A 15,209-nucleotide genomic window follows, 5' to 3' on the forward strand; every position below is an offset into this window, starting at 1 on the left:
CGCCGTGAGGCTGGTGCACATGACGAACGCACAGCGCAGCCTCAGCCATCTCGACGTCCTGATCTCCGGCGCGAGCGTCGCCGGCCCGGCCCTCGCGCTGAACCTCCTGCGGTACGGCGCCCGTGTCACCGTCGTCGAGAAGTCCACGGACCTGCGCGCGGGCGGCTTCGCGGTCGACTTCCGCGGGCACGTCCACCGCGAGATCCTCACCGCCATGGGCATCTGGGACGAGATCCACGCCCGGCAGACGCACATGGGCCGCCAGATCGTCGTCGCCGCGGACGGCTCGCCTCGGGTGGACCTGCCGTCGGAGATGATGAGCGGCGACGTCGAGGTCTTTCGCGGCGAGCTCGCGCAGATCATGTACGAGCGCACCCGGGACGACGTCGAGTACGTCTTCGGCGATTCGATCGCCACCCTCACGGACACCGCCGCCGGCGTCGACGTGACCTTCGAGGCGGGCGCCCCGCGCCGCTTCGACCTGGTGATCGGCGCCGACGGCCTGCACTCGAACACCCGGCGGCTGGTCTTCGGCGACGAGTCCCGCCACCTGCGCTTCCTCGACCACTACGTGGCCGGCTTCGAGGTCCCCAACGACCTGGGGCTGAACCGCACCGGCCGGCTGTACAGCGAGCCGGGCCGCGCGATCGCCCTCGGCAACTACGACGGGGACCCGGACCGTGCGGGCGCGCTGCTGGTCTTCAGGTCGGAGCAACTGTCGTACGACCGGCGGGACATGGCCGCGCAGAAACGGATCCTCGCCGAGCGGTTCGCCGGGATGGGCTGGGAGGCGCCGAACGTGCTCAAGGCGCTGGCGGAGGCCGACCGGGTGTACTTCGACGAGATCGCCCAGATCCATGTCGACCGCCTCGCCGAGGGCCGGGTGGCGCTGCTCGGGGATGCCGGGTACGGCGCGACCATGGGCGGCATGGGGACGGGCGTCGCGATCGTCGGCGCGTATGTGCTGGCGGGCGAGCTGGCTCTCGCGGGCGGCGACCACGGCACGGCGTTCGCCGAGTACGAGAGCCGGATCCGGTCCTTCGCCAAGGGCTGCCAGAAGATCTCCGGCAACGTGGGCCCGTTCTTCGCCCCGGCGACCGAACGGCGCATCCGCAGCCGGGACCGGATGTACCGGCTGCTCAGCTCGCGCCTGATGGGAGGCTTCTTCAAGCGGCTCACCGAGAAGGCGGCGACGGACATCGGGCTCCGGCCGTACCCCGGGTGAGATCCCACCCGTGGTCCACGGGACCGATCCCCGCGCCGAGGGCGAACCCGGCGGCGATCGCCCCGGTGACGTACCTCTTGGCCGCCGCCACCGCCTCCGGCACGGACCGTCCCCTCGCCAGCTGCGACGCGATCGCGGACGCGAGCGTGCAGCCGGTGCCGTGCGTGTGCCGGTTGTCGTACCTCGGCGCGCGCAGCCAGTGCTCCTCGGCGCCGTCCGTCAGCAGGTCGACCGCGTCGCCGGGGAGGTGGCCGCCCTTGATCAGCACCCAGCGCGGCCCGTACGCCAGCACGGCGTCCGCCGCGGCCCGCAGCTGCTCCTCCGACTCGACCTGTATGCCCGTCAGTTGGGCCACCTCGTCGAGGTTCGGGGTGGCGACGGTGGCGACCGGCAGCAGCTTCTTCCGTACGGAGTCCAGCGCGGAGGCGGCCAGCAGGCTGTCCCCGTGCTTGGAGACGCCGACCGGGTCGACGACCACGGGAGCGTCCGTGCCCGCGATCAACTCGGCCACGGCCTCGACGAGTTCGGCGGAGGCGAGCATGCCCGTCTTCACCGCCTGCACGCCGATGTCGTCGACGACGCTGCGGTACTGCGCCCGCACGGCCTCCGCCGGCAGCTCCCAAGCCCCTTGCACGCCGAGAGAGTTCTGCGCGGTGACGGCCGTGATCACGCTCATGCCGTGCACGCCCAGCGCGAGCATCGCCTTCAGGTCGGCCTGGATCCCGGCCCCGCCGCCGGAGTCGGAGCCGGCCACCGTCAGGACGCGAGGCCTCACTGTTCCAGGTCCCCGAAGTGGTCCCAGCCGCCCTTGCTGGTCCAGGGCGCCCCGTCGACCGTCACCTGGGGCAGGGCGGAGGGGTTGAGGACCTCGCCGATCACCTTCCAGCGGGCGGGGAGTTTCACGTCCGGCGGGAAGGTGGCCACGATCGCGTGGTCCTCGCCGCCGGTGAGCACCCACTGGATGGGGTCGACGCCGACGGCCTGCCCGATGTCGTTCATCTGCGTCGGGATGTCGATGGCGCCGGAGCGGATGTCGATGCGGACCTTGCTGGCCTCGGCGATGTGCCCGAGGTCGGCGATCAGCCCGTCGCTGACGTCGCACATCGCCGTCGCGCCGAGCCCGGCGGCGGCCGGACCTGCGTGGTACGGCGGCTCGGGGCGGCGGTGGGCCTCCACGAAGGCGCGGGGTGAGCGGAAGCCGCGGGAGAGGACCGCGTACCCGGCGGCGGACCAGCCCAGCCAGCCGGTCACCGCGACGAGGTCGCCGGGCTGGGCGCCGCCCCGGGTGACCGGTTCCTGGTTGCGCAGATCGCCGAGGGCGGTGATCGACACCATGATCGTGTCGCCCCGTACGACGTCGCCGCCGACCACGGAGGCGCCGGCGACCTGGCATTCGTCGCGCAGGCCGTCCATCAGCTCGGACGGCCAGGTGACCGGCAGTTCGGCGGGCACGACGAGGCCGAGCAGCACGGCCGTCGGCACCGCGCCCATGGCGGCGATGTCGGCGAGGTTCTGCGCGGCGGCCTTGCGGCCGACGTCGTAGGCCGTGGACCAGTCTCGGCGGAAGTGCCGGCCCTCCAGCAGGATGTCGGTGCTGGCCACCACCCGCCGGTCGGGCGCGGCGACCACCGCGGCGTCGTCGCCGGGGCCGACCCGGACCGCCGAGGTGGTGGTGAGACGGGAGGTGAGCTCCCTGATGAGCCCGAACTCCCCGAGCTCACCAACAGTGCCCTTCATTGCCCTTTCGCCCCTTCTTTGCCTGTCCGTGCCCGGTCGCGCGTAACCAGTGTCCTCGATACGGTCGAGAGAGCCGTCAAGTTCTGCCGTGCCCGCACCCCGGCGCGCGAGCCGCCGTCCCCGCAGGTCTCCCCGCGGTGAGCGGCGACGCGATACCGTGGCGTTTCCTTTTCCCACATGATCCTCGTGGCCGCCCTGGAGGTTCCGTGGTACAGGCGTACATCCTCATCCAGACGGAGGTCGGCAAAGCGTCGATCGTCGCCGAGGAGATCAGCAAGATTCCTGGCGTGGTCCAGGCCGAGGACGTGACGGGACCCTATGACGTGATCGTGCGGGCCCAGGCCGACACGGTGGACGACCTCGGCCGCATGGTGGTCGCCAAGGTCCAGCAGGTGGACGGGATCACCCGCACTTTGACCTGCCCGGTCGTGCATCTGTAGCCCCCGTCTAACCTTGGCCGGTGAACCTTTTCCGTCACCGGCCCATCGGCCTGCCCTCGCTCGCCCTCCTGCTCGCTGCGGTGGGCTGCTCCTCAGCAGACGGTGACACGTCGGCGGCGGTTCCCAGCCCCTCGGCAACGGTCACCGAGCTGTGCCGAAACCTGGACAAGGAGCTGCCGTCCACCGTGGACGACCAGGGCCGCCGGGATCCCTCACCCGCGTCCGCTCTGACCGCGGGCTGGGGGAACCCGGCGATCATACTGCGCTGCGGTGTCGAACGACCCGAGAAGATGAGCGACGAGAACGCGGACGGCGTCGAGGTCGACGGCGTCGGCTGGCTGCTGGAGGAGCAGGACGGCGGCTCGTTCCGGTTCACCACGACGCTGCGCAGGGCCTACGTCGAGGTGACGATCCCCGAGGACCGCACGGGAGACGGTTTGGCACCGCTCGTCGACGTCGCCGCCTCCGTCAAGAAGGCGATCCCCGAGGGGATCGCCGACTAGGCGCTCCGCTGGACGTGCCGCGCTGCGCCGTCGTTCCGGTGCAGCGCCGTTGTGGCCGGTCGCGCAGTTCCCCGCGCCCCTTCAGCGGATCAGCGCAGCCCCGTCGAACGGCGCAGCGCCGCCTGGACCAGGCGGTCCACCAGCTCCGGGTACTCGATGCCGCTCGCCTGCCACATCGCCGGGTACATCGAGATCGGGGTGAAGCCGGGCATCGTGTTGATCTCGTTGATGACGAACTCGCCCTCCTCCGTGAGGAAGAAGTCCGCGCGGACCAGGCCCTCGCAGGACGCCGCCTCGAACGCGTCCACCGCGAGGCGCTGGACCTCGGCGGTCTCCTCGGGCGTCAGCGGCGCGGGGACGATCCCCGGGGTCGAGTCGATGTACTTGGCGTCGAAGTCGTAGTAGGCGTGCGCGTCCGGCGGCGGGATCTCCGCCGGGGCGGAGGCGCGGGGGCCGTCCTCGAACTCCAGGACGCCGCACTCGATCTCGCGGCCCCGCAGCGCGGCCTCGATCAGGATCTTCGGGTCGTGGCGCTGGGCCTCGGCGATCGCCTCGTCGAGCCCGGAGAGGTCGTCGACCTTGGTGATGCCGATGGACGAGCCCGCGCGCGCGGGCTTCACGAAGAGCGGCCAGCCGTGCTCGCCGGCGAAGTCGATGATCTTCTTGCGGGCGGCGGACTCGTCCTGCGCCCACTCGCGCGGCCGGATCACCACGTACGGGCCGACCTTGAGCCCGAAGGAGGTGAACACCCGCTTCATGTACTCCTTGTCCTGGCCGACGGCCGAGGCGAGCACGCCCGAGCCCACGTACGGGACGCCGGAGAGCTCCAGCAGGCCCTGCAGGGTGCCGTCCTCGCCGTAGGGGCCGTGCAGCACCGGGAAGACGACGTCGACCTCGCCGAGCGCCTTGGGCACGGATCCGGGCTCGTAGTAGACGACTTCGCGGTTGGCGGGGTCGACGGGGAGCACCACGCCGCCGTCCCGCGACTCGGCGAGTTCGTCGACGTCGGGCGTACGGCGGTCGGTGATCGCCATCCGCTCGGGCTCGTCGGCGGTGAGGAACCAGCGGCCCTCGCGCGTGATGCCGATCGGCAGGACCTCGTACTTGGTCCGGTCGATGGCCCGCAGGACCGCGCCGGCCGTGACCACGGAGATCCCGTGCTCGGAGCTGCGTCCGCCGAAGACGACGGCCACCCGCGGCTTGCGAGCGGGCGCCTGGGGGCTCTGGGGGAGGTTCTCGGTGCTCATATCGGCATGAGGGTACCCGGTGGTAGGGCCGCGAGTCAGCGTCCGCCCACCGGGTTCGCTCAGCGTCGCTCGGGCTTCGCGCTGCGCGACATCAGCTCCTTGAGGGCGACCACCGGAGGCTTGCCCTCGTGGACGATGTCGACGACCGTCTCGGTGATGGGCATGTCGACGCCGTGCCGGCGGGCCAGATCCGCCACGGACTCGCAGGACTTGACGCCCTCGGCGGTCTGCCGGGTGACCGCGATGGTCTCCTGCAGGGTCATGCCCTTGCCGAGGTTGGTGCCGAAGGTGTGGTTGCGCGACAGCGGCGAGGAACAGGTCGCCACCAGGTCGCCGAGGCCCGCGAGTCCGGCGAAGGTGAGCGGGTCCGCGCCCATCGCCAGGCCCAGCCGGGTGGTCTCGGCCAGGCCGCGCGTGATCAGCGAGCCCTTGGCGTTGTCGCCGAGCCCCATGCCGTCCGCGATGCCCACCGCGAGGCCGATGACGTTCTTGACCGCGCCGCCCAGCTCGCAGCCCACCACGTCGGTGTTGGTGTACGGGCGGAAGTACGGCGTGTGGCAGGCGGCCTGGAGCCGCTGGGCGACGGCCTCGTCGGTGCAGGCGACGACGGCCGCGGCCGGCATGCGGGAGGCGATCTCCTTCGCCAGGTTGGGTCCGGTGACCACGGCGATCCGGTCCTGGCCCACCTTGGCGACGTCCTCGATCACCTCGCTCATCCGCATGGTCGTGCCGAGCTCGACGCCCTTCATCAGCGACACCAGGACGGTGTTCGGGGCGAGCAGCGGCGTCCAGGCGGCGAGGTTGGCGCGCAGGGTCTGCGAGGGCACCGACAGGACCGTGTAGTCGGCGTCGGCGGCGGCCTCGGCGGGATCCGTCGTGGCCCGCAGGTTCTCCGGAAGCTCGATGCCGGGGAAGTAGTCGGGGTTGGCACGGCCGGTGTTGATCGCCTCGGCCACCTCCGGGCGCCGCGCCCACAGGGTGACCTCGCACCCCGCGTCGGCGAGGACCATACCGAAGGCCGTCCCCCATGAACCGGCGCTGAACACCGCCGCCTTCACGGACTTGCTCACTTGCTGTTCTCCCCCTCGTGCTCGTGACTGACCTGCGCGTGACCGGGCTCCGCACCGGCCTCCGCGTCGGTCTCGGCACCGGTCTCGGCACCGGTCTCCTCCTGGGTGCGGCGGCGCTGCTCGATCCGCTCCAGGCGCGGGTCGTAAGGCGTCTCGGGCGCCTTCTCGCCGCGGATCTCCTCCAGCTGGCCGGTGACGGCCGCCATGATGACCTCCGTCGCCTCCTTGAGGAGCTCGGGGGTCATCTCCTGGCCGTAGAACCGCGCCAGGTCCACGGGCGGGCCCGCGAGCACATGGTGGGTCTTGCGCGGAAGGACGTCGAGCTTCTTGGCGTACGGCGGCAGAAGTTCGTTGGCGCCCCACTGGGCGACGGGGATCACCGGGCACTTGGTCGTCAGGGCGACGCGCGCGGCGCCCGTCTTGGCGACCATGGGCCACTGGTCGGGATCCCGGGTGATGGTGCCCTCCGGGTAGAACGCGACGCACTCTCCGCGTTCCACGGCCTCGATCGCGGCCCGGAAAGCGCTGAGCGCGTCCGTGGTCTCGCGGTAGACGGGGATCTGTCCGGTGCCGCGCATCGCGGCGCCGACGAATCCCTCCTTGAAAAGCCCGCTCTTCGCGAGGAATCGCGGCACGCGCCCACTGTTGTACTGAAAGTGCGCGTATGCGAAGGGATCGACATGCGAATTGTGGTTCACCGCGGTGATAAATCCACCCTCGGCCGGAATGTGCTCCATTCCGCGCCAGTCCCGCTTGATCAGAACCACCAGCCAGGGTTTGCAGAGGACCGCTGCGAAGCGGTACCAGAAGCCGATTCTGCGGCTGGGCACGCGGACACCTTCCTCTAGGACTTCCCAAGCCTGCTCCGGGGCCTGGGGCCGCACAAGTGTCGCCCCGGGCCGCCGGTCTGTCGAGAACACGGTACGCCCGCCCGCCCGACCGACGGATGGACCGGGTGACAATGGCCGCGACAAGAGAGGAACGGTACGCCGGTGCAGTGGACCTTGGTCATACCCCTCAAGCCCTTGGCGCTGGCCAAGAGCAGGCTCGCGGACACCGCTGCCGACGGGCTGCGCCCGGGGCTCGCCCTCGCCTTCGCCGAGGACACCGTGGCGGCCGCGCTGGCCTCGCCCGCGGTGCGAGATGTGGCCGTGGTCACGGACGACGCGCTGGCCGGGCGCGCCCTGGCGGCCCTGGGCGCCCGGATCGTCGCGGGCGAGCCGCGCACGGGCCTCAACGCCGCCCTGGCCCACGGTGCGGCCGCCGTGCGCGCCGTGCGCCCCGATGCTCCGCTCGCCGCTCTCAACGCCGATCTTCCTTCCCTGCGCCCGTCGGAATTGGCCCGGGTTCTGGATGCGGCCGCGGAATTCCCGCGCGCCTTTCTCCCGGACGCGGCCGCAATCGGCACCACGTTGCTCGCCGTCGCCCCGGGCCGTGAATTGCTCCCCGCATTCGGCACGCATTCCCGCGCCCGCCACCGCGCCTCCGGAGCCGTGGAACTCCGGCTCGACGCGGTGGATTCCGTACGCCAGGACGTGGACACCGGCGAGGATCTGCGGGCGGCGCTGGCGCTGGGCGTGGGGCCCCGGACGGCCGCGGCGGCCGCGCGCCTGCTGATCCCCGGGCAGTAGGCTGCCGCCATGCAGGCGACCGCATACACGTACGACCCCGACACGCGCAGCGGACAGGTGCTGCTGGACGACGGGACACCGGTGCCCTTCGACGCGCCGGCGTTCGACGCGGGCGGCCTGCGGCTGCTGCGGCCCGGGCAGCGGGTGCGGATCGAGATCGAGGGGCCGCAGGCGAGTCCCCGGATCACCCTCGTGACGCTCCAGACGTTCTGAGGCGGCTCCCTGAGGCGGCTCCCGGCGGGGGCCTCCCGGACACGCCGCGGGCCGGACTCCGAGAGGGAGTCCGGCCCGGCGCGTGAGTGCCCCTGCTGCCCTACGCCTGGCGGGCGGTGGCCTTCTTGGCGGTGGTGGTCTTGCGGGCGGTCGACTTCCTGGCGGGGGCCTTCTTGGCCGTCGCCTTCTTCGCCGGGGCCTTCTTGGCCGTCGTCTTCTTGGCCGCGGCGGACTTGGCGGTGGTGGTCTTCTTGGCCGCCGCCGTCGTCTTCTTGGTCGCGGCCTTCTTCGTGGTCGCCTTCTTGGCGGTGGCCGTGGTCTTCTTGGCGGCCGCCGTCGTCTTCTTCGCCGGGGCGGCCTTCTTCGCGGCGGCCGACGCCCGCTTGGCCGGGGCGGCCTTCTTCGCCGCGGCCTTCTTGACCGTCGCGGAAGCACCGCCGGTCAGGCTGCCCTTGGGGGCCTTCTTGACGGCGACCTCGCCACCGCGCGGGAGCTTCTTCGACCCGCTCACCAGGTCCTTGAAGCCCTGGCCTGCGCGAAAGCGCGGCACGGACGTCTTCTTGACCCGAACCCGCTCGCCCGTCTGGGGGTTGCGGGCGTAGCGGGCCGGCCGGTCGACCTTCTCGAACGAACCGAAGCCGGTGACCGACACCCGGTCTCCGGCGACGGTCGCGCGGACGATGGCGTCCAGGACCGCGTCGACCGCCTCGGCGGCCTGCTGGCGGCCGCCCAGCTTGTCGGCAATCGCTTCTACGAGCTGCGCCTTGTTCACGTCTTCCCCTTCGGAGACATTAGCCAGAACGAAAGTGTTCAAGCTTTTTCGCACGTTAGGCAGATATATACCGCAAATCAAACACGAAACGGGCTAATCACCCTTGTGCCGCAACGAAATCGGCTGCTCCGGAGGCGATCAGCGGTCCTCTTCGGGCATTCGCCCCTCGTCGAGGTCCGCCATGAACCGCTCCAGACGCCTTGTCGCATCGGCGAGATCGTGCTTGGCCGCGGCCGTAATGACCAGCAGCTTCCGGGTCAGCGCCATCCGTACGCCCTCCGGGACTTGCAGTGCGCGCACGGTTGTGTGCGCTTCCTTGAGTCGGTTCGCGACCGCCGTATAGAGCTCGAGTTGGCCGTCGTGTTCCATGCACAGATTGTGCCATCTGGGGCGAGTTGTCGCCCGCTCAGGGGGCAACTGCCGCCTCAAACGGCCGTCCGAGCCCTTCCGGCGGTTGCGTCCGCACAGGGCGCGTACCCCGGCAACACCGGCTCTAACGTGGGAAGTTGGGAGGAACAGCGAAGGTTTGCGGGGCCGAACGGGTGCAGACACAGCCGTACCCCCGATCGGACCGATCGGGGGTACGGCGGGGGTGTCGCGGTGGCCGAAACTCGACCTGCCCAGGTCTTCCGGGGCCTCCGGGTCAGACCTGGAGCGTGCTCGGCTTGTACGACGGGCGCTTGGCCTCGTACGCGGAGATGTCGCCCTCGTTCTGGAGGGTGATGGAGATGTCGTCCAGCCCGTTCAGCAGCCGCCAGCGGGAGTTCTCGTCCAGCTCGAAGGAGGCGGTGATGCCCTCGGCGCGCACCTCGCGGGCCTCGAGGTCGACGGTGATCTCGGCCTGCGGTTCCTGCTCGGTGAGTTCCTGCAGCGCGTCCACGATCTTCTGCTCCAGAACCACGGTGAGCAGGCCGTTCTTCAGCGAGTTGCCGCGGAAGATGTCGGCGAACCGGGACGAGATCACGGTCTTGAAGCCGTAGTTCTGCAGCGCCCACACGGCGTGCTCACGGGAGGAGCCGGTGCCGAAGTCGGGGCCCGCGACCAGAACCGTGGCGCCCTGCCGCTCGGGGCGGTTGAGGATGAAGTTCTCGTCCTTGCGCCAGGCCTCGAACAGCCCGTCCTCGAACCCGTCCCGCGTGACCTTCTTGAGCCAGTGAGCAGGGATGATCTGGTCGGTGTCGACGTTGGAGCGGCGCAGCGGGACCGCCCGGCCGGTGTGCGTGGTGAATGCTTCCATGGCTGATCAGACTCCAGCGGGCGTACGGGTCTCGGCGTCGGACAGGTCGGCCGGGGAGGCCAGGTGGCCCAGGACGGCCGTGGCGGCCGCGACCTGCGGCGACACCAGGTGCGTCCGACCGCCCTTGCCCTGCCGGCCCTCGAAGTTGCGGTTGGAGGTCGACGCGGAGCGCTCACCCGGGGCCAGCTGGTCGGGGTTCATGCCCAGGCACATCGAGCAGCCCGCGTGCCGCCATTCGGCGCCGGCCTCCTTGAAGACGGCGTCCAGGCCCTCGGAGACGGCCTGCAGACCGACCCGCACCGAGCCGGGGACGACCAGCATCCGTACGCCGTCGGCGACTTTGCGGCTCCGCACGATCTCGGCGGCGGCGCGCAGGTCCTCGATGCGCCCGTTGGTGCAGGAGCCTACGAAGACGGTGTCCACCTTGATGGAGCGCAGCGGCTGCCCGGCCTCCAACCCCATGTATTCCAGGGCCTTTTCGGCGGCGAGGCGCTCCGAAGCGTCTTCGTACGAAGCAGGGTCGGGGACGTCGGCCGAAAGCGGCGCGCCCTGGCCCGGGTTGGTGCCCCAGGTGACGAACGGCGCCAGCGCAGCGCCGTCGATGACGACCTCGGCGTCGAACTCGGCGTCGTCGTCCGTCCTGAGCGTCTTCCAGTACTCGACCGCCGCGTCCCAGTCCTCGCCCTCGGGGGCGTGGGCGCGGCCCTTGATGTACGCGAAGGTCGTCTCGTCGGGGGCGATCATGCCCGCGCGGGCGCCGGCCTCGATCGACATGTTGCAGATGGTCATCCGGGCCTCCATCGAGAGCTTCTCGATGGCGGCGCCGCGGTACTCCAGGATGTAGCCCTGGCCGCCGCCGGTGCCGATCCTGGCGATGATCGCCAGGATCAGGTCCTTGGCGGTGACGCCGTCGGGCAGCTCGCCCTCGACCGTGATGGCCATGGTCTTGGGGCGGGCCAGCGGCAGCGTCTGGGTGGCCAGCACATGCTCGACCTGCGAGGTGCCGATGCCGAACGCCAGCGCGCCGAAGGCGCCGTGCGTGGAGGTGTGCGAGTCGCCGCAGACCACGGTGGTGCCGGGCTGGGTCAGACCCAGCTGCGGGCCCACGACGTGGACGACGCCCTGCTCGACGTCGCCGAGCGGGTGCAGCCGCACGCCGAACTCGGCGCAGTTCTTGCGCAGCGTCTCCAGCTGGGCGCGGGAGACCGGGTCGGCGATCGGCTTGTCGATGTCGAGGGTCGGGGTGTTGTGGTCCTCGGTGGCGATGGTGAGGTCGAGCCGGCGCACCGGGCGGCCGGCCTGCCGCAGCCCGTCGAAGGCCTGCGGGCTGGTCACCTCGTGCAGAAGGTGCAGATCGATGAAGAGGAGGTCGGGCTCGCCCTCGGCGCGCCGGACGACGTGGTCGTCCCAGACCTTCTCCGCGAGTGTCCTACCCATCGCTTTCCCTCCGGCCGGCAGAACTGCGCCGGCCCAACTAGAGATCTTGTGGAGGCGACGCCCTCGCCCCTGTACCCGGGCACCCGCCGCCGGGCCCGTTGGTCCGCGGGCCGCCATGCGTCCAAGGGTTGCGCGTCTCACGGAAAAATGAACTTGCGTTTCACAGAGTGAGACGGGAGTATCGTTGCATGGACAACAGTAGCGGCGTCGGCGTCCTGGACAAGGCAGCCCTTGTCCTGAGCGCCCTGGAGTCCGGTCCGGCCACCCTCGCAGGCTTGGTCGCTGCCACCGGACTCGCACGACCCACGGCCCACCGGCTGGCCGTGGCTTTGGAACACCACCGTATGGTGGCGCGCGACATGCAGGGCCGCTTCATTCTGGGCCCCCGCCTCGCCGAGCTGGCCGCGGCCGCCGGCGAGGACCGTCTGCTGGCCACCGCGGGCCCGGTGCTCACCCATCTGCGTGACATCACGGGCGAGAGCGCGCAGCTCTACCGCCGCCAGGGCGACATGCGCATCTGCGTGGCCGCGGCGGAACGCCTGTCCGGCCTTCGGGACACGGTCCCGGTCGGCTCCACGCTCACGATGAAGGCCGGCTCCTCGGCGCAGATCCTGATGGCCTGGGAGGAGCCCGAGCGCCTGCACCGCGGTCTGCAGGGAGCCCGCTTCACGGCGACGGCCCTGTCGGGCGTGCGCCGCCGTGGCTGGGCACAGTCCATCGGCGAGCGCGAGCCGGGCGTCGCGTCCGTCTCGGCCCCGGTCCGCGGCCCCTCCAACCGCGTGGTGGCCGCCGTCTCCGTCTCGGGCCCGATCGAGCGCCTGACCCGCCACCCCGGCCGGATGCACGCCCAGGCGATCATCGACGCGGCGGCACGGTTGTCGGAGGCCCTGCGCCGCACGGGCTGAGCGCACATCCCCGTTCCGGGCGAGAGCCGGCCTCAACGCCGCGGCAGGCTCTTCCCGAACCGGGCTCGGACGCTCTGCGCCCGCTCAGACAGTCTTCGAGGACCGGTATGCGTACCGGTCCTTCGCGTATCGCCCCCGCTCCCCCACCGGCACCTGCCCGTGCGCGGCCGCGAGACCGAACGCCGGCATGTCCCCGTAGATCGACTCGTAGGACCCCTCCGGCGCGATGTACGCCTCGTGCCAGATGCCCACGTGACCCCGGACCTTCCCGTCCCGGTCCAGGCGGTTGACCTTCGCCCACGCCTTGTGGTGGAACGCGTCGGGCGCGCTCGCGTAGGCGTAGAGCTTCTCCTTGGACTCCCAGTACTGGACGACGTAGTACGTCCGCGGCGAGGCCGTCAGCAGCACCCGGGAGAGCAGACCGCGCCCCGGATCCTTCTTCAGCTCCGCGAGCATGCGGAACATCGCCAGCATGACCGGCACCCACTGGTGCACGGCCCAGAAGTGGTTGACGCGCATCCCGATCAACAGGACGACCGCGTCCCCACGGGCGTTCGCGGTGGTGAGATTGACAGACATGCTTGGATAGTGCCGCTAGCCAATGAAAGGCGCAAGAGATGCGACTGGCCGAACTGAGCGCACACAGCGGGGTGTCCACCGCGACGATCAAGTACTACCTGCGCGAGGGCCTGTTGCCGCCCGGCCGCCAGATCAACCTGACGACCGCCGAGTACGACGAGGAGCATCTGCGCAGGCTGCGCCTGGTGCGCGCGATGATCCAGGTGGGCGGACTGCCGGTGGCCACGGTCCGTGAGGTGCTGGGACACGTCGACGACGACTCCCTGGGCCGCACGATCCGTCTCGGCGCGGCCCTGTGGGCGCTGCCCCAGGTCCGCGAGCCGGACACGGAGGACGACCATGTGCGCGCCGCCCATCTGGAGGCCGACGAACTGCTGCGCACCCTGGGCTGGTCGAACGCCCGGCTGTTGACGACCATCTCCCCCGCCTACCGTTCACTGGTGGTGTCGGTGGCCGCGCTGCGCCGGCTCGGCTACGAGTGGGACGCCGAACTCCTCGTGTCCTACGCCGAGTTGATGCACCGGGCGGCGGTGCTCGACCTGGACTTCGTGGAGACGCGGGAGTCGGAGGCGGAGCGGATCGAGGCGGCGGTGCTGGGCGCGATCCTCATCGAGCCGATGCTGCAGGCGCTGCACCGGCTGGCCCAGGAGGAGGAGTCGGCCCGGCGGTACGGCTTCGAGTGAGCCGGCTCTCGGGTCCATGAACAGTGCTGCGAACAGGGCCGCGAACAGCGAGAAGGCCCTCCACCGAAGTGGAGGGCCTTCTCTGCTGCGTACCCCCGACCGGATTCGAACCGGCGCTACCGCCTTGAGAGGGCGGCGTGCTAGGCCGCTACACAACGGGGGCGTGGACACTGCGTTTCCGCAGGTCTGAGCTGGTCTACCTGGACTCGAACCAAGAATGACGGTACCAGAAACCGTAGTGTTGCCAATTACACCATAGACCAATGTGGTTTAAACCATTTCAGTACCCCCGACCGGATTCGAACCGGCGCTACCGCCTTGAGAGGGCGGCGTGCTAGGCCGCTACACAACGGGGGCCCTAGCAGTTCCGATGCGATCCTGCATGATCGGAACCAGTACCCCCGACCGGATTCGAACCGGCGCTACTGCCTTGAGAGGGCAGCGTGCTAGGCCGCTACACAACGGGGGCTTTGTGGAGTCGATCTCCACGTGCGCAGATGAGCTCTGCGAGCTGGCCTACCTGGACTCGAACCAAGACTAACTGAACCAGAATCAGTCGTGCTGCCAATTACACCATAGGCCACTGGAACGCAAGCCCCGTAGGGGTTCTTGTTCTAGTTTCGCTCCTCCGGTTCCGGCCTTTCGGCCCGCTCTCCGGCGGCGCAGGAAGAACATTACCCGAAGGTGGACTGCGCTCCAAAACGGGTATCCGCGCCGAGGAGCGCGGGGAGTTCGGCGAGGCTGGCGATCCGGTGCCGTCCGGCGGGGACCTCCACGGTCGCCGTGCCGCCGTAGCGGTCGATCCACACCGAGAGCAGTCCGGCGTCGGCGCTGCCCCGTCCGTCGATCTCCGGGTGGTCGCCCACGTAGGCCACCTCGTGCGGGGGCAGGGACAGCGCCTCGCAGGCGGCGAGGAAGGCGCCGGCCTCCGGCTTGGAGACGCCGAGGTCGACGGCGCACAGGATGGTCTCGAAACGGTCGTGGACGCCGAGGACGCGCAGCTTGTGGTTCTGGACCTCCAGGCTGGAGTTGGAGAGCACCGCGTGGCGGTGGCTGGCGGCGAGGACGTCGAGGACGGGCAGCACGTCCGGGAAGAGCGACCAGGCGGCCTCGTAGTGGGCGCGGTAGCGCAGGAACCAGTCGTCGGCCTCGGCGTCGGTCATCTCGCGGCCCAGGAACACCCGTACCCGGTCCCGGCGCTGGTCCTCGAAGGTGATCCCGCCCGCCGAGAACCGCTCCCACTGCTGGTCGGTGACCTCACGCCACCGCGTCAGCGCCTGCTCCACGGTCCCGAAACCGTCCAGCAACCCCTCGGCCGTCAGATAGGACCGCATGCCCTCACGGTCCGCGGAGGTGTAGTCGAACAGGGTGTCGTCCACGTCCCAGACCACGGCGCGAATGCTCATGGCTCCGACGGTATCGCGGGCAGTCGTCGTGCTGGAGATCTTCGACGAGGATGACGCCGCCTGAAGTGGACACAGGTGAGGGGCGGCACCCGGAGTTCCGGGTGCCCGAACGGGAGAGCCCACC

At 70.5% G+C, this 15,209-nt stretch carries 18 protein-coding genes and 5 tRNA genes; 7 read left to right on the forward strand and 16 right to left on the reverse strand.

Annotated features, from left to right (window positions below; all coding sequences use genetic code 11):
- Positions 1–19: 19 nt before the first annotated feature.
- Entirely contained in the window at positions 20–1,225 is a 1,206-nt protein-coding gene (locus ACWD4O_RS30925; RefSeq protein WP_451284861.1) for an FAD-dependent monooxygenase, read from the forward strand.
- Here ACWD4O_RS30925 and thiD read toward each other — a convergent pair.
- Together thiD and ACWD4O_RS30935 are read right to left on the reverse strand one after the other, a co-directional pair.
- Entirely contained in the window at positions 1,176–2,000 is an 825-nt protein-coding gene (gene thiD / locus ACWD4O_RS30930) for a bifunctional hydroxymethylpyrimidine kinase/phosphomethylpyrimidine kinase (protein ID WP_451284863.1), read from the reverse strand. The genes ACWD4O_RS30925 and thiD overlap by 50 nt on opposite strands.
- Positions 1,997–2,962 (reverse strand): thiamine-phosphate kinase, encoded by a 966-nt coding sequence (locus ACWD4O_RS30935; RefSeq protein ID WP_451284865.1) that lies wholly within the window; start codon positions 2,960–2,962, stop codon positions 1,997–1,999. The genes thiD and ACWD4O_RS30935 overlap by 4 nt, the downstream gene beginning before the upstream one ends.
- Positions 2,963–3,168: 206 nt before the next feature.
- On the opposite strand from ACWD4O_RS30935, the gene ACWD4O_RS30940 reads away from it, so the two are divergent.
- Together ACWD4O_RS30940 and ACWD4O_RS30945 are read left to right on the forward strand one after the other, a co-directional pair.
- The gene (locus tag ACWD4O_RS30940; protein ID WP_451048086.1) at positions 3,169–3,402 is read left to right on the forward strand and encodes an Lrp/AsnC family transcriptional regulator; all 234 of its coding nucleotides are present in this window, start codon (positions 3,169–3,171) and stop codon (positions 3,400–3,402) included.
- A gap of 20 nt (positions 3,403–3,422) precedes the next feature.
- Positions 3,423–3,905, forward strand: coding sequence for a DUF3515 domain-containing protein (locus tag ACWD4O_RS30945; protein ID WP_451284867.1), 483 nt, complete (start codon positions 3,423–3,425; stop codon positions 3,903–3,905).
- An 89-nt stretch (positions 3,906–3,994) separates the two neighbouring features.
- Here the strand turns inward: ACWD4O_RS30945 and ACWD4O_RS30950 are convergent, their stop codons facing one another.
- The 3 genes from ACWD4O_RS30950 to ACWD4O_RS30960 are packed head-to-tail and all read right to left on the reverse strand — an operon-like array spanning position 3,995 to position 7,052.
- Positions 3,995–5,152, reverse strand: a complete 1,158-nt coding sequence (locus ACWD4O_RS30950; RefSeq protein ID WP_451284869.1) for a D-alanine--D-alanine ligase family protein — start codon at positions 5,150–5,152, stop codon at positions 3,995–3,997.
- Positions 5,153–5,211: 59 nt separating this feature from the next.
- Positions 5,212–6,222 carry an NAD(P)H-dependent glycerol-3-phosphate dehydrogenase gene (locus tag ACWD4O_RS30955; RefSeq protein WP_451284870.1) on the reverse strand — a complete coding sequence of 337 codons (1,011 nt, stop codon included), beginning with the start codon at positions 6,220–6,222 and terminating at the stop codon, positions 5,212–5,214.
- Positions 6,219–7,052: a lysophospholipid acyltransferase family protein gene (locus ACWD4O_RS30960; protein WP_451284872.1), complete on the reverse strand. Its 834-nt coding sequence runs from the start codon at positions 7,050–7,052 to the stop codon at positions 6,219–6,221. The genes ACWD4O_RS30955 and ACWD4O_RS30960 overlap by 4 nt, the downstream gene beginning before the upstream one ends.
- A gap of 162 nt (positions 7,053–7,214) precedes the next feature.
- Here ACWD4O_RS30960 and cofC point away from each other — a divergent pair, with 162 nt between their 5' ends.
- Together cofC and ACWD4O_RS30970 are read left to right on the forward strand one after the other, a co-directional pair.
- Complete coding sequence (gene cofC / locus ACWD4O_RS30965; RefSeq protein WP_451284874.1) at positions 7,215–7,853, forward strand: 2-phospho-L-lactate guanylyltransferase; 639 nt, start codon at positions 7,215–7,217, stop codon at positions 7,851–7,853.
- A gap of 9 nt (positions 7,854–7,862) precedes the next feature.
- Positions 7,863–8,066 carry a hypothetical protein gene (locus ACWD4O_RS30970; RefSeq protein WP_451284876.1) on the forward strand — a complete coding sequence of 68 codons (204 nt, stop codon included), beginning with the start codon at positions 7,863–7,865 and terminating at the stop codon, positions 8,064–8,066.
- A 100-nt stretch (positions 8,067–8,166) separates the two neighbouring features.
- Here ACWD4O_RS30970 and ACWD4O_RS30975 read toward each other — a convergent pair whose 3' ends face one another.
- The 4 genes from ACWD4O_RS30975 to leuC all read right to left on the reverse strand — a co-directional run bounded on the left by ACWD4O_RS30975 (position 8,167) and on the right by leuC (position 11,512).
- A complete protein-coding gene (locus tag ACWD4O_RS30975) occupies positions 8,167–8,838 on the reverse strand; it encodes an HU family DNA-binding protein (protein WP_451284878.1) in 672 nt (223 codons plus the stop codon).
- 138 nt (positions 8,839–8,976) lie between these two features.
- The gene (locus ACWD4O_RS30980) at positions 8,977–9,207 is read right to left on the reverse strand and encodes an SCO5555 family protein (protein ID WP_351911663.1); all 231 of its coding nucleotides are present in this window, start codon (positions 9,205–9,207) and stop codon (positions 8,977–8,979) included.
- A 274-nt stretch (positions 9,208–9,481) separates the two neighbouring features.
- The gene (leuD, locus tag ACWD4O_RS30985; protein WP_451284880.1) at positions 9,482–10,075 is read right to left on the reverse strand and encodes a 3-isopropylmalate dehydratase small subunit; all 594 of its coding nucleotides are present in this window, start codon (positions 10,073–10,075) and stop codon (positions 9,482–9,484) included.
- Between the two features lie 6 nt (positions 10,076–10,081).
- Entirely contained in the window at positions 10,082–11,512 is a 1,431-nt protein-coding gene (gene leuC / locus ACWD4O_RS30990; RefSeq protein ID WP_451284881.1) for a 3-isopropylmalate dehydratase large subunit, read from the reverse strand.
- A 188-nt stretch (positions 11,513–11,700) separates the two neighbouring features.
- On the opposite strand from leuC, the gene ndgR reads away from it, so the two are divergent.
- Positions 11,701–12,417 (forward strand): IclR family transcriptional regulator NdgR, encoded by a 717-nt coding sequence (gene ndgR / locus ACWD4O_RS30995; RefSeq protein WP_267027425.1) that lies wholly within the window; start codon positions 11,701–11,703, stop codon positions 12,415–12,417.
- 84 nt (positions 12,418–12,501) lie between these two features.
- On the opposite strand, the gene ACWD4O_RS31000 is transcribed toward ndgR, so the two are convergent.
- Entirely contained in the window at positions 12,502–12,996 is a 495-nt protein-coding gene (locus ACWD4O_RS31000; protein WP_451284884.1) for a DUF4188 domain-containing protein, read from the reverse strand.
- A gap of 38 nt (positions 12,997–13,034) precedes the next feature.
- Between ACWD4O_RS31000 and ACWD4O_RS31005 the strand changes: the two genes are divergently transcribed.
- Complete coding sequence (locus ACWD4O_RS31005; RefSeq protein WP_358806534.1) at positions 13,035–13,679, forward strand: MerR family transcriptional regulator; 645 nt, start codon at positions 13,035–13,037, stop codon at positions 13,677–13,679.
- A 90-nt stretch (positions 13,680–13,769) separates the two neighbouring features.
- Here the strand turns inward: ACWD4O_RS31005 and ACWD4O_RS31010 are convergent.
- The 6 genes from ACWD4O_RS31010 to ACWD4O_RS31035 all read right to left on the reverse strand — a co-directional run bounded on the left by ACWD4O_RS31010 (position 13,770) and on the right by ACWD4O_RS31035 (position 15,085).
- Positions 13,770–13,842, reverse strand: a tRNA-Glu gene (locus ACWD4O_RS31010).
- Between the two features lie 28 nt (positions 13,843–13,870).
- Positions 13,871–13,942 (reverse strand) — tRNA-Gln (locus ACWD4O_RS31015).
- 21 nt (positions 13,943–13,963) lie between these two features.
- A tRNA-Glu gene (locus tag ACWD4O_RS31020) sits at positions 13,964–14,036 on the reverse strand.
- Positions 14,037–14,075: 39 nt separating this feature from the next.
- A tRNA-Glu gene (locus ACWD4O_RS31025) sits at positions 14,076–14,148 on the reverse strand.
- 42 nt (positions 14,149–14,190) lie between these two features.
- Positions 14,191–14,262 (reverse strand) — tRNA-Gln (locus ACWD4O_RS31030).
- A gap of 91 nt (positions 14,263–14,353) precedes the next feature.
- A complete protein-coding gene (locus ACWD4O_RS31035; RefSeq protein WP_451284886.1) occupies positions 14,354–15,085 on the reverse strand; it encodes an HAD family hydrolase in 732 nt (243 codons plus the stop codon).
- Between the last annotated feature and the right edge of the window lie 124 nt (positions 15,086–15,209).

The sequence above is a fragment of the Streptomyces sp. NPDC002623 genome, from assembly GCF_053592635.1.

Excerpts from the sequence above, each read along its gene's own strand:
- ACWD4O_RS30925 (WP_451284861.1), top strand. The coding sequence starts at position 20 with ATGACGAACGCACAGCGCAGCCTCAGCCATCTCGACGTCCTGATCTCC.
- ACWD4O_RS30935 (WP_451284865.1), bottom strand. The coding sequence starts at position 2,962 with ATGAAGGGCACTGTTGGTGAGCTCGGGGAGTTCGGGCTCATCAGGGAG.
- ACWD4O_RS30950 (WP_451284869.1), bottom strand. The coding sequence starts at position 5,152 with ATGAGCACCGAGAACCTCCCCCAGAGCCCCCAGGCGCCCGCTCGCAAG.
- ACWD4O_RS30970 (WP_451284876.1), top strand. The coding sequence starts at position 7,863 with ATGCAGGCGACCGCATACACGTACGACCCCGACACGCGCAGCGGACAG.
- ACWD4O_RS30980 (WP_351911663.1), bottom strand. The coding sequence starts at position 9,207 with ATGGAACACGACGGCCAACTCGAGCTCTATACGGCGGTCGCGAACCGA.
- leuD (WP_451284880.1), bottom strand. The coding sequence starts at position 10,075 with ATGGAAGCATTCACCACGCACACCGGCCGGGCGGTCCCGCTGCGCCGC.
- leuC (WP_451284881.1), bottom strand. The coding sequence starts at position 11,512 with ATGGGTAGGACACTCGCGGAGAAGGTCTGGGACGACCACGTCGTCCGG.
- ndgR (WP_267027425.1), top strand. The coding sequence starts at position 11,701 with ATGGACAACAGTAGCGGCGTCGGCGTCCTGGACAAGGCAGCCCTTGTC.
- ACWD4O_RS31000 (WP_451284884.1), bottom strand. The coding sequence starts at position 12,996 with ATGTCTGTCAATCTCACCACCGCGAACGCCCGTGGGGACGCGGTCGTC.
- ACWD4O_RS31005 (WP_358806534.1), top strand. The coding sequence starts at position 13,035 with ATGCGACTGGCCGAACTGAGCGCACACAGCGGGGTGTCCACCGCGACG.
- ACWD4O_RS31035 (WP_451284886.1), bottom strand. The coding sequence starts at position 15,085 with ATGAGCATTCGCGCCGTGGTCTGGGACGTGGACGACACCCTGTTCGAC.